Genomic DNA, 12,387 nt, shown 5'->3' on the forward strand with positions numbered 1-12,387 from the left:
TTAGTTATCATTTATAGCCCGGGTTCTGCTTCATGTTGCCGTTTGCCACAAGATCCTTTGCCGGGATGGCGAAGATGTTGCGGTATTCTGCGAAGTTTCTGCCCTCGAAAGAGCCACCCTTCCACTGCCAGTTGTAGCCGTTGTTGCCACCGAACTTACCGAAGCGGATAAGAGTAGGGCGACGTATGCCCTCGAAATAGAACTCGCGACTCCACTCATCGAGAAGATCATCGAGAGAGAACGAACCGGAGTTGCGCTCCTGTGCATGAGCACGTTTGCGTAGGTCGTTGATACACTTTGTACCCTCTGCTGTGGTATTGTTTCCATTCATGCGTGCTGTAGCCTCAGCGTATGCGAGGTAAGCCTCTGCTACACGGAACAGGAAGAAGTCGGTATCGGCAAAAGTAGGATCTTTTCCTGCACTGCCATCTGTCTTGAAGTTTGTGAACTTAGCCACACCGTAACCATCGGTGAACTTGCCACGTTCGTTATTGTTGAGTTCGCGTCCCACTCCGCAAAACAGCGCACGGTCGTCGCCAGCAATCTCTGCGGTCTCGTAAGACTCCTTCTGAGGAACGTCACCAATCGGGAAGAATTTCCTTACGAGGTTAGGGCGGGCACGGTTGCCTGACCAACCTATACTGACACCGTTAGTTGCGGCATTGTCATAGGGGTTTGCATGCATGTTAGCATCGAATGTAGAGGCGATGAGGAACTCGGAGCAACCATACTGTGTGGTGGTGATACCATCGGCAAAGAGCGGCAGCACAGCCTCGTAAGCAGCATCTGTCTCACCATTGTCGCCCATGAAGAGCATCTGATAAGATGTCCAACGGCCAACGTTTGTGGTGTTGAGACGATAATCTGAAGAAATTACTTTCTGTGCATATTCGGCAGCCTTGTTCCACTGTGCCGTTCCGGTATATACCTCAGCGTTCAAGTAAAGACGCATCATAAGGAACCATGCGGCAGCCTTATCGGCGCGGCCATAGCCTGCATCTGTGGATTTTTTTGCCTTTGGCTCTGCGAGGAGAGGCTCAATTTCAGTGAGTTCTTTCTCAATCCACTCATAAGCAGCCTTTCTGTCTATCTGCACCGGCTTCTCAATATTCTCGGCGAAAGGAATGTTTCCCCAACCGTCCATCAAAAGATAATACTGCAATGCACGCACGAAACGCACCTCGGCAGTCATCGTAGGATTGTAGCCTGAAGCCACCTTGAGATACTGGTTGCAATAACTGATACCCAAAGCCAGACGCTGGTAATACATTGCAAGCATCGGGTGAGCAGCATCATAAACGTTATCAATGAACGTTGCAATACCATCGTCGCCCCAACCACAGATTGCCTCGTCTGTGGTAAGTTCGTTAGAGTTCCACATCTGGCGTACAAGTCCAGTGAAACCTGCATCCGGATATATTATATCTGTAGAGCCACCACCGGCGTTTCCTTCCATCGCGAGGTTGGCATAACACTTGTTGAACAAGCCTTCCACCTCGAACTTGGTATCCTTGTTCGGATCGAGCACGTTCTTATCAACATCGAGATCGCCAATACATGACGAGAGCCCCATTGTAAGAGTCATTGCGGCAGCAGGCAATATATATTTTAATATTCTTTTCATGACTTTTGTCTTATTGATTGTTTATTAGAAATTGAGGTTCAAACCGAGAATGAATGAACGTGGACGCGGATATACATTGTTGTCAAGACCTGAAGCAACTTCAGGGTCGAGACCGTCGTAACCGGTTATGGTGCATACATTTGCCACAGTGGCATAGATGCGTCCGTTCAAACCATTCCAACCTGCCGACTTGAAGATGTTAGAGAAACTGTAACCAACGGTGATGTTGTCGAACTTCAAGAACGAAGCGTTCTTAACGTGCATATCAGAAAGGCGGCTCTGCAATCCGTCGTTCTGCCACTTATAGTCGAGCACTGACACCGGACGATTTGCTATGTACAGGCTCTGTGCCCACACTGCAGATTTGCTGATGTTGAATGAACCTGCAAACACATCATTATACACATAGTTGCCTATGCTTGCACGAAGAGAGAGACCCAAGTCCCAGTTCTTGTACTCCAGACGCGATGCCAGACCCATTGTAACAGGAGCGGCAGGGCTCTTATAGAGATACTTGTCTTTCTCGTTTATCTCACCATCGCCGTTACGATCGACAACAGCACCCTCTATAGGTTTACCGTTTTTGTCATATACCTGCTGATATACATAGAACGAATTGGCTGCATATCCGGTCTGATTAGCTTGTATAGTTATACCCTGACCTACCTTGCGGTCTGTGTTTGCAACAGGATCGCCGGTAGCAGACACGCCACTGAGGTTTGTAATCTCGTTCTGATTGTAAGTGAAGTTATAGTCGATAGTCCAGAACCAGTCTTTAGACTGTATTGCCCTCCATCTCAATGAAGCCTCGACACCACTGTTCTTCAGTGAACCGATGTTCTGAACTCCCTCGTTGGTAAATCCGAACAATGCTGCCAAAGGAGCACGGTTGAGCAAGTCGGTGGTCTTGCGGTAGTACCAGTCAATGCTACCGGAGAGTCTCTGGTCGAGAATTCCCCAGTCGAGACCGATGTTATATGTAGTGGTAGTCTCCCACTTCAGTTTGTCGTTATAGTTGTCCGGACGATAGAGTGTACCATCACCTATCATCGGATAGAAACCGTTGGTACCGGTGTTGCGTGAGTAAGTAGGAATCCATCCGTAGTCATCGATGATGTCACCGTCCTGCTGTCCTGTCATACCCCAACCTAAACGGAGTTTCAAATCAGAAAGCCAGTTTATATCGCGGAAAGCCTTCTCATCCTTGGCCTTCCATGCGAAAGCGAACGATGGGAACCATGCCCAGTGCTCCTTGAACTTTGAAGAACCGTCGTCACGCACTGTCGCGGTGAACATATAGCGATCAAGGAGAGTATAGTTGGCACGTCCGAAGAAAGAAACAAGGAAGTGCTCCGACTTGAATTTGTAAGGTGTGTGAGGACGAGCAGTACCTGCGAGTGCAGGATCGTTGTTCGTCTTGGGATAGTAAGAAATATAATCATCGTTTTTCTTGCGCCAATATCTCTGATACTCATAACCCGCCATAATGTCGAAGTGATGGTTTTCGTTGAAATCCTTGAAATACTGTGCATAGGCACTCAACTGATAGTTACGGCGCAGATTAAATTCGCTGCCATGATTACCAAAATAGATATTGTCGGCATGTGCAGGCGAAGCGTTCTTGTTTTCGCGCGACTGCAGAATGTCCATACCGAGAGTAAGGTGAAGTCTCAGGTCTTCGAAACCGTGAACTTTATAGTCGATGTCTGCGCTTCCGATGAACTGACGGTTATATGCTCTGTCGTCCCAAAGTTTTCTATCGAGCAGTGCGAGTGGGTTCTTTGTGGCAGTATTGATAATGGTGTTAGGCCAACTGCTGTCATTAAGAGATGCACCTCCGGTAGCCCACTGGAAATATCCGCCGAAGTTTGAGAGAGTGCGGTCACTTATTCCGCTGTGGAATTTAGAAGTGAACTTGTATGGATCCTGTGTAGGGTCGAAAGATAGTGCTGCACCGATGGCACCGGTGTTTGCATAACTTGACTTCGCATACATACCCTTTGCATTGAGGTTGAGCACCAAATGGTCGTCCAACAGCGATGGGTTAAGATTTACCGATGTCGTTACACGCTTGTAATCAGAAGTTCTCAAGATACCCTGCTGATTGGTGAAGCCTGCCGAAATGCGGTATGGCAGTTTGCTTCCCACAGAACCTGACAGCGTAATATTGTGGTCTTGACTAACCGCAGTGCGGTAGATAAGATCCTGCCAGTTGGTGTTTGCGGTACCGAGATAACTGTATGGTTCGCTGTCTGTTCCGAACACATCGGCGATGAACTTACGATACTGTGTTGCGTCCATCACTTTGATTGTCTTCTGCTTCATGCTCACGGTAGCACTTCCAGAGTAAGAAACCGACAACGGCTGGCCGCGTCGTCCTTTCTTGGTAGTAATGATGATTACACCGTTAGAACCACGGCTACCATAGATAGCAGTGGCAGAAGCATCCTTAAGCACGTTGAACGACTCAATGTCCTGAGGATTCACAGAAGCGAGAAGGTTGCTTACACCACCAACTCCCTGATTGTCCATTGCAAGTCCGTCGATTACTACGAGCGGGTCGTTGCTCGCGCTGAGCGAAGAACCACCGCGCACACGGATTTGCGAACCGCCACCGGGAGTTCCGTCACCCACAGTCACATTCACACCGGCAACCTTGCCCGCGAGCATGTCCTGTGCACTGACAACCACACCCTTATTCTTGCCGTCCGGCTTAAGCGCAGTCACGCTACCTGTAAGGTCGCTCTTCTTTACCGCACCATAACCGATTACCACGACCTCATTAAGAGACTGTGCTGCATCTTCCTGCATAGTAATTACCATATTTGGCGACGCAGAAACTTTAGAGTCTTGATATCCTATATAGGAAATCGTGAGAGTGGCTCCTACAGGAGCCTCGATAGTGAAGTTACCGTCAAAATCGGTAATGGCACCACCTGCATGTCCATCAACACGAACAGTGGCACCGATTACTGGCTCGCCGGCAGCATCCTTGACTTGACCCGACACAGTATTCTGCTGCGCAAAGGCCCCGACAGATAGGAACAGCCCTAACAAGAGGGTAAGAACCCGCATAGGGATTCTAACTTTTACCTGTTTCATCATTTACATTGTTTTTTTAAGTTAGTGATTTATTACAAAAATTATTTTTATAATTCTGATTATCAATTCAATCCTTAGGTCAACAGGCTTTTCATGAGCCCATAGTTTGATTATGCCCATCATAGGCGTTTCACTTTGCAAAATTAACTTTAAAAATGTTACACAACACCTCTTTTACTAATAAATTTCACTATTTTTGTATGCAAACGTTTGCGCATTATTATCTCTATAAAGACATATAAGGTACGCGCGTTCTATAAAAAATTAGATAAATTTGCACCTATCAAAACGATATTGTGCAACAATTACGCACTTACCTTATTTAGAAAACTACAATGGAAACAAATGAAAGCACATCGATAACGATGAAGGACATCGCACGCGAATTGGGCGTGTCGGTGGCCACGGTGTCGCGTGCGCTGAAAGACAGTCCACGAATAAGTACCAAGCAGAAGGAGCGAATAAAAACATTTGCTCGCGAACACAACTTCTACCCCAACCTCACAGCAGAAAAACTGCGCCACAATCGCGTGCGACCGTCAAATATCATCGGCGTGATAATTCCGCAGATAGCGCACTATTATTTCTCTACAATACTGTCTGGAATAGAGAAGCAGGCAAGGATCAGGGGTTATAACATAATCGTGGCGCAAAGCGAAGAACGATACGACCTTGAGAAAATTATATGCGAACACTTCATCGAGAACCGTGTTTGCGGCATCATTGTATCGCAAGCAAAGGACACTGTGAAGTACGACCACTTCGAGAAACTTAACCAAATGGGCATCCCTGTAGTGTTCTACGACCGCATCTGCACCGGCATTAATGCCAACAGAGTGGTGGTAGATGACTACATGGGGGCATTCACTGCCGTTACACACCTCATCGAGACCGGTTGCCGACGCATCGCATTCTACGGTTCATCTATGACCCTTGAAATATCAAAGAACAGATATAACGGCTACCGCGATGCTCTGCTGCGCCACGGATTGAAGGCCGACAGTTCGCTGGAGTTCATCTGTGACAACCGCGAAGATGCAGAAGAAATCACACCTAAGGTACTGAAACGCCATGACCGCCCCGATGCTTTCTTCGCCATAAACGATGACACGGCAATAGCCATACTATATACGGCGAAGCGCATGGGACTGAAAGTGCCCGAAGAGGTGAGCATATGCGGATTTACCAACGGCGAGCGTGCCGTAGCATGCGACCCTATGCTGACAACCGTTGAACAACGCGGGCACATGGTTGGAGAAGAGGCCGTCGATGTTCTCTTGGCCCACGTGGAGGGACTCTTGCCCAAAGGAAAGGTAGAAAAGAAAGTGGTGAGAACCCGACTCGTGGTGAGAGGAACTACAAAATAACAGAATATAACAACAAAATAAAATAACAATAATGGAAAAACCAAATTTAAAATTCTCACAACTATGGAATCTTAGTTTCGGATTCTTCGGCGTGCAAATAGCATACGCCCTGCAAAGCGGCAACATCTCGCGAATATTCCGCACCCTCGGAGCCGACCCTCACGACTTGAGTTTCTTTTGGATTCTACCACCACTCATGGGAATCCTCGTGCAACCTATCGTGGGAACGCTCTCTGACAGAACGTGGACACGCTTCGGACGACGCATACCTTATCTCTTCGCAGGTGCTGCAGTGGCAGTGGCAGTGATGTGCCTGTTGCCCAATTCCGGTTCGTTCGGAATGGCGGTGAGCACGGCTCTCATCTTCGGACTAATATCGCTGATGCTTCTTGACACCAGCATCAACATGGCCATGCAACCGTTCAAAATGTTAGTGGGCGACATGGTGAACGAAAAACAGAAGGCTAAGGCATACTCCATTCAGTCGTTCCTCTGCAACGCCGGCTCGGTGGTGGGCTTCGTGTTTCCGTTCTTCTTCACATGGATAGGACTGAAGAACGTGGCTCCTGAAGGAGTAGTGCCCGACTCTGTGATATGGTCGTTCTACATCGGTGCGGCGATACTTATTCTCTGTGTTATCTACACCGTAATAAAAGTGCGTGAATGGAATCCGCAGGAATATCGCCAATACAACCCCACTAACGAAGAAAAAGAAAAGAGTGCCAACTGGATAACACTACTGAAGAACGCCCCGACCACTTTTTGGCGCGTAGGACTGGTTCAGTTTTTCTGCTGGGGTGCGTTCCTTTATATGTGGACATACGTGGTTGATGCCGTCTCCGAAACAGTTTGGTACACGACCGACCCTGCATCGGAATCTTATCAGATAGCAGGCAACTGGACAGGTATTCTCTATGCCATACAGGCAATGGGCTCGGTGGTATGGGCCATGATTCTACCTCGTTTCAGCAATATGAAGATGGCATACGCCGTTAGTCTGCTGTTGGGTGGTCTCGGTTTCGCACTGATTCCGTTCGTACACGACCAGTACTTGCAGATTGGCCCCTTCCTCCTCATCGGCTGTGCTTGGGCTGCAATGCTGGCAATGCCATTCACTTTCGTCACCAATGCTCTGCAAGGCTACGGCCACATGGGTGCATATCTCGGTTTGTTCAACGGTACGATATGCGTTCCGCAGATAGTGGCGGCACTCGTCGGAGGACAGATACTGAACCTCGTTGGCTCTCATCAGAGCAACATGATGATTGTGTCTGCTGCTTTCCTTGTTATCGGTGCGTTATGCGTGAGCGTTATAAATGATAAGCGATGAGCGATGAGCGATGAGCGATGAGCGTTGAGCGATGAGCGATGAGCGATGAGCGTTGAGCGATGAGCGATGAGCGATGAGCGATGAGTGATGAACGTTGAGCAATGAGCGTTGGACAAACCAAAGGATATTAAAATGAAGAGCGATAATAACCGCATTACAGACTATGCCATCATCCTCGGCGGCGGCAAGGGACTGCGAATGGGCAACGATGTACCGAAGCAGTTTCTGCCCGTGGGTGACATCCCGATACTGATGCGCACTATACGCAGGTTTCGGGAATACAGCAGCACGCTGAAGATAATACTCGTACTGCCCGAAAGACGACATGAGCATTGGGCACGACTGTGCGAGGATTACGGCTTCTGTGAAAACTACGAGATTGCCAATGGCGGCGAAACGCGCTTCCACTCCATAAGAAACGGACTGGCTCACGTGCCCGACAATGCCGAAGGAGTGGTGGCCGTCCACGATGGTGTGCGCCCCTTCCCAAGCGTTGAGGTGATTGACCGCTGCTTCGAGACGGCACGCAGAGAGGGTTCGGCAGTGCCGGTAACGGATGTTATTGAGACATTGCGTCACGTAAGTAACAATGGAACATCGGCTACGGTGCCACGCAACGAATACCGATTGGTGCAGACACCACAGGCTTTCGACATACAACTCCATAAACGTGCATACCGGCAGGATTACAACGATGGTTTTACCGATGATGCTTCAGTGGTTGAGTCGCTCGGACATGACATAACACTCGTTGAAGGAAACCGAGAAAACATAAAGATTACAACACCTTTCGATATGTGCATCGCGGAAGTAATAGCCGCGCAACAACAGACGCGAGGGTAAGTATAACCTGCCAAGCACGATAATTCAAGGGGAGCAATCTTCAAACTAAAAACAACTCCATGACTGACATATTCCGGCAAGACATAATGTATGTTCCGGGCGTTGGACCTCATCGCAAGGAACTGCTGAAAAAAGAATTGGGCATCGAGACATTCGGTGACCTGCTGGAATATTATCCTTATAAATATGTTGACCGATCGAAAATCTATCGAATCAACGAGTTGAGCGATGACATGCCGTTCGTGCAGATAATGGGTGAGTTCGCAGATTTCGAAGAATTCAGCATGGGAGCACGCAAGAAACGCATCGTTGCCCATTTCACTGACGGTACGGGATTTGTTGATCTCGTGTGGTTCGCAAGAGCACAGCAAATCACGAAAGACCTTAAAATAGGAAAAAAATACATCGTGTTCGGGAAACCTATGATATACGGCGGGCGTTACCAATTTGCCCATCCTGAGGTGGATTTGGCAAACGAGATAGAATTGTCTGCAATGGGAATGCAGCCATACTACGGTACAACGGAGAAGATGAAGAAAGCGGGCATGACCTCGCATGCTGTGGAGAAAATTACGAAGAGCATGCTCGAACGCATTACTCAGGAAATTCCCGAGACGCTGCCACCGTTCATTGTCAACAGACTAAGACTGGTGTCGCGCGACACCGCACTGCGGCACATACACTATCCGAAAAGCGCGGAGGAAATGAGCCATGCCCGACAGAGGCTCAAATTCGAGGAGTTGTTCTATGTGCAATTGAACATTCTGCGCTACGCATCCGACCAACGACGCAAGTTCCGAGGGTATGTATTCCAACATGTAGGGACTTTCTTCAATACGTTCTACCACCAACGACTGCCTTTCCCACTGACAGGGGCACAGAAAAGGGTGATAAGGGAGATCAGGCAAGACACGTTATCGGGAAGACAGATGAACCGTTTATTACAGGGCGATGTCGGCTCCGGAAAAACTCTCGTGGCACTGATGTCGATGCTCATCGCACTCGACAACAACTATCAGGCATGCATCATGGCACCAACGGAAATACTTGCCGAACAGCATCTTGCAACAATAAAAGAGTTTCTCGGCGATATGCCGGTGCGCGTGGAACTGCTGACGGGAATAGTGAAAGGGAAGAAACGTAAGGAGGTGCTTGACGGACTGGTCACCGGCGATGTGCATATCCTCGTAGGCACGCATGCTGTGATAGAAGACACGGTGCAGTTTTTGCATCTCGGTTTCGTTGTCGTGGATGAGCAACACCGCTTCGGTGTAGCGCAGAGAGCGAAACTTTGGGGCAAGAGCAAGAACCCTCCGCACGTGTTGGTGATGACCGCAACGCCTATACCGCGCACGCTGGCGATGACACTTTACGGCGACCTTGATGTGAGTGTGATTGACGAACTGCCTCCCGCACGCAAACCAATCCAGACAATTCAAAGATTTGAAAACAACACGGCGAGCCTTTATAAGGGAATACGTCAGGAGATAGCGCAGGGACGACAGGTTTATATCGTGTTCCCACTGATAAAAGAGAGTGAGAAAATGGATTTGCAAAACCTTGAAGAGGGTTATAAAAGGTTGCGCGAGGTGTTTGCAGATATGAGTCTTAGCAAGGTTCACGGTCGCATGAAACCGGCAGAGAAAGAGGCCGAGATGCAGCGTTTTGTCAGTGGCGAAACGCAGATACTGGTTGCCACGACGGTTATAGAGGTTGGGGTGAATGTTCCCAATGCCTCGGTAATGGTGATTCTCAATGCTGAGCGTTTCGGACTGTCGCAACTGCATCAGTTGCGCGGACGTGTCGGACGAGGTGCCGAACAGTCGTTCTGCATACTTGTTACTAAACGAAAACTCAGTGCCGACACCAAGCGTCGAATAGACATAATGTGCGACACGAACGATGGTTTTCAAATAGCAGAGGCCGACCTAAAACTACGCGGGCCGGGTGACTTGGAGGGCACACAACAAAGTGGCATGGCCTTTGACCTTAAAATTGCCGACATAGCACGCGACGGACAACTCGTACAACTTGCACGCGACGAAGCACAGCGCATCATAGACAACGACCCTGAATGCAATAAAACGGAAAACCAAATGCTGTGGTCGAGACTTGCTGCGCTTAGGAAGAATAACGTGAATTGGGGGGTTATTAGTTGAACGTTGAGCGATGAGGGTTGAGCGATGAGGGTTGAGGGTTGAGGGTTGAGGGATGAGGGTTCAAAATGCCGATTACAAATTGTTAATTAATCAATAAAAGTGTTAGTACACACATTGTTATAAAAATATTTTTCATACCTTTGCAGCGACTTTTGAAAAAAGTGGGCATTATTATCTGCCAAACACTTCTACGAGTTAGGAGTATTTTTCTTATTTTATATATAAACTCTAACTTCGAATATGCAATTTAAAAGATCAATAAAAACTTTAACATTAACGGCCGTGCTCGCACTTTCTGCTATCCCAACGATGGCTCAGGACATAGTAGCGTTCCAAGCACCGATAGACCGTAAAATGAAAGCAGTGGACACAGTAGCACTGCGCAGTATTGTAGAACGTGAAATGACTTCTAATCCTTCCGGAAAACTCTACAGCGAGTGGAGCAACAAGTATGCACACCGCGCGACAGAGCTGCCCGACTCTTTCCGCATCGACCTGCGAAATTTCTGCATGCCGACAGACAGCCGCCTCATTACAAGTAACTACGGCCGCCGCTGGGGACGCATGCACAAAGGTATTGACGTAAAAGTATATATCGGAGACACCATACGTGCGGCATTCAATGGAAAGGTACGCGTGGTAAGGTATGAAGCGAACGGTTATGGAAATTTCGTTGTGATACGTCACCACAATGGTTTGGAAACCATCTACGGACACATGTCAAAGCATCTCGTACAGGAGAATCAGAATGTACGTGCAGGCGACCCGATAGGTCTCGGAGGTAATACCGGACGTAGCACCGGCTCGCACTTGCATTTTGAAACAAGACTTTGTGGCGTTGCATTGAACCCCGCACTGATGTTCGATTTTCGCAATCAGGACGTGACTAACGACTACTACGTATATCGCAGAACCTCGCACGACCGCGATAGCGATATGGCAAACCGCCTACGCGGTAAGTCAGCAGGCCAGAGCAAACAGTCGTACGAAAGAAACTCTTACACCTCGGTACAGCAGGACAGTCAAGAAGAGCAACCTCGCCAACAGGCATCATTAAGCGGCGATGTGCGCTATCATAAGGTTGCCACAGGCGAAACGCTCTATTCCATCGCCCGCAAGCGTGGCGTAAGCATAGAACGTCTATGCCGCCTCAACCACATCGGCAAGAACATGCGCGTGAAAGTGGGACAGATTTTGAGATATTCTTAATCGCAAATAAATACAAGAATACACCCCAAAAGTCTATGTTGACTTTTGGGGTTTACTTTTTTGAAACAATAAGAATGGGTTTAATATCTGCGACATAACATCCAGACAGCAGGCCATGAGCGACTAAACTCCGAGCAACTTTTTCCAGCCGGCAGTACCATACAGGATGTAGTCGGTTACGAATTTCTGCATTTCTTCACGGCTCATGTCTTCATTCTGTACCAATATACGAATCGCAGCAAACCACGTAAAGCAGTTTAGTTCTATTAAATAGGGAGAAATATCACTGTTTATGTATGGGTATTTCTCTTTCATTGATGCTACATACTGCTCTCCTATTAGTGCTTGTTTCTTTGCATAGTGTTGGAAGAAATCTTCCAAGGTTGTTCCGGAAGACTCGAAAAGGAGCAGCCGGAACTCCGGCCTGTACTCCTTGACGAGTTGGATGAAATGATTTATCATCGAATATTGATAACTCTCAACAAAGAACAGTTCGATTGTCTGATTGCCTTTACCGTTCTCAAGCATAAGGAAATCGTCCAATGCTTTCAGCAAAGGAGAGCATATAGCAACGAAAATATCGTTCTTACTGCTGAAATAATTGTATATATTGCCCACCGCCACACCGGCAACAGAGGCGATGTCCTTTATCGAAGTTCGTTTCACTCCTTTCCTAAAGAACTCCTGACGCGCGGCAAGAAGAATACGTTTTCTTATATCGTCTTTCCTGATTTGCATATCAATATCGGATGA

General features: G+C 47.9%; 9 protein-coding genes. 5 read left to right on the forward strand and 4 right to left on the reverse strand.

The features are described from left to right. Positions 1-7: 7 nt before the first annotated feature. Both EHV08_RS05300 and EHV08_RS05305 read right to left on the reverse strand, forming a co-directional pair. Complete coding sequence (locus EHV08_RS05300; protein ID WP_126678391.1) at positions 8-1,624, reverse strand: RagB/SusD family nutrient uptake outer membrane protein; 1,617 nt, start codon at positions 1,622-1,624, stop codon at positions 8-10. Positions 1,625-1,648: 24 nt separating this feature from the next. Next, the gene (locus EHV08_RS05305; RefSeq protein WP_126679424.1) at positions 1,649-4,726 is read right to left on the reverse strand and encodes a SusC/RagA family TonB-linked outer membrane protein; all 3,078 of its coding nucleotides are present in this window, start codon (positions 4,724-4,726) and stop codon (positions 1,649-1,651) included. 335 nt (positions 4,727-5,061) lie between these two features. Here EHV08_RS05305 and EHV08_RS05310 point away from each other — a divergent pair, with 335 nt between their 5' ends. Together EHV08_RS05310 and EHV08_RS05315 are read left to right on the forward strand one after the other, a co-directional pair. Further along, a complete protein-coding gene (locus tag EHV08_RS05310) occupies positions 5,062-6,093 on the forward strand; it encodes a LacI family DNA-binding transcriptional regulator (protein WP_238988014.1) in 1,032 nt (343 codons plus the stop codon). Positions 6,094-6,124: 31 nt separating this feature from the next. Further along, positions 6,125-7,423: an MFS transporter gene (locus EHV08_RS05315; RefSeq protein ID WP_394366038.1), complete on the forward strand. Its 1,299-nt coding sequence runs from the start codon at positions 6,125-6,127 to the stop codon at positions 7,421-7,423. Here the strand turns inward: EHV08_RS05315 and EHV08_RS05320 are convergent. Then, complete coding sequence (locus EHV08_RS05320) at positions 7,404-7,544, reverse strand: hypothetical protein (RefSeq protein ID WP_158676051.1); 141 nt, start codon at positions 7,542-7,544, stop codon at positions 7,404-7,406. The two genes, EHV08_RS05315 and EHV08_RS05320, sit on opposite strands and share 20 nt — an antisense overlap. A gap of 11 nt (positions 7,545-7,555) precedes the next feature. Here EHV08_RS05320 and EHV08_RS05325 point away from each other — a divergent pair, with 11 nt between their 5' ends. The 3 genes from EHV08_RS05325 to EHV08_RS05335 all read left to right on the forward strand — a co-directional run bounded on the left by EHV08_RS05325 (position 7,556) and on the right by EHV08_RS05335 (position 11,634). Then, entirely contained in the window at positions 7,556-8,266 is a 711-nt protein-coding gene (locus EHV08_RS05325; protein ID WP_203227055.1) for a 2-C-methyl-D-erythritol 4-phosphate cytidylyltransferase, read from the forward strand. A 59-nt stretch (positions 8,267-8,325) separates the two neighbouring features. Then, positions 8,326-10,425: an ATP-dependent DNA helicase RecG gene (recG, locus tag EHV08_RS05330; protein WP_126678394.1), complete on the forward strand. Its 2,100-nt coding sequence runs from the start codon at positions 8,326-8,328 to the stop codon at positions 10,423-10,425. Between the two features lie 240 nt (positions 10,426-10,665). Continuing rightward, on the forward strand, positions 10,666-11,634 hold the full coding sequence (locus tag EHV08_RS05335) for a M23 family metallopeptidase (protein WP_126678395.1): 969 nt from the start codon (positions 10,666-10,668) through the stop codon (positions 11,632-11,634). A gap of 123 nt (positions 11,635-11,757) precedes the next feature. Here EHV08_RS05335 and EHV08_RS05340 read toward each other — a convergent pair whose 3' ends face one another. After that, positions 11,758-12,372: a TetR/AcrR family transcriptional regulator gene (locus tag EHV08_RS05340; RefSeq protein ID WP_126678396.1), complete on the reverse strand. Its 615-nt coding sequence runs from the start codon at positions 12,370-12,372 to the stop codon at positions 11,758-11,760. Positions 12,373-12,387 lie beyond the last annotated feature (15 nt).

Origin of the sequence: Prevotella koreensis, assembly GCF_003977605.1 — a bacterium.
Classification (GTDB): Bacteria; Bacteroidota; Bacteroidia; order Bacteroidales; family Bacteroidaceae; genus Prevotella; species Prevotella koreensis.

What these genes read in the sequence shown, in the direction of transcription:
- EHV08_RS05340 (WP_126678396.1), bottom strand. Translation starts at nt 12,372, where the DNA reads ATGCAAATCAGGAAAGACGATATAAGAAAACGTATTCTTCTTGCCGCG.
- recG (WP_126678394.1), top strand. Translation starts at nt 8,326, where the DNA reads ATGACTGACATATTCCGGCAAGACATAATGTATGTTCCGGGCGTTGGA.
- EHV08_RS05300 (WP_126678391.1), bottom strand. Translation starts at nt 1,624, where the DNA reads ATGAAAAGAATATTAAAATATATATTGCCTGCTGCCGCAATGACTCTT.
- EHV08_RS05335 (WP_126678395.1), top strand. Translation starts at nt 10,666, where the DNA reads ATGCAATTTAAAAGATCAATAAAAACTTTAACATTAACGGCCGTGCTC.
- EHV08_RS05325 (WP_203227055.1), top strand. Translation starts at nt 7,556, where the DNA reads ATGAAGAGCGATAATAACCGCATTACAGACTATGCCATCATCCTCGGC.
- EHV08_RS05315 (WP_394366038.1), top strand. Translation starts at nt 6,125, where the DNA reads ATGGAAAAACCAAATTTAAAATTCTCACAACTATGGAATCTTAGTTTC.
- EHV08_RS05310 (WP_238988014.1), top strand. Translation starts at nt 5,062, where the DNA reads ATGGAAACAAATGAAAGCACATCGATAACGATGAAGGACATCGCACGC.
- EHV08_RS05305 (WP_126679424.1), bottom strand. Translation starts at nt 4,726, where the DNA reads ATGAAACAGGTAAAAGTTAGAATCCCTATGCGGGTTCTTACCCTCTTG.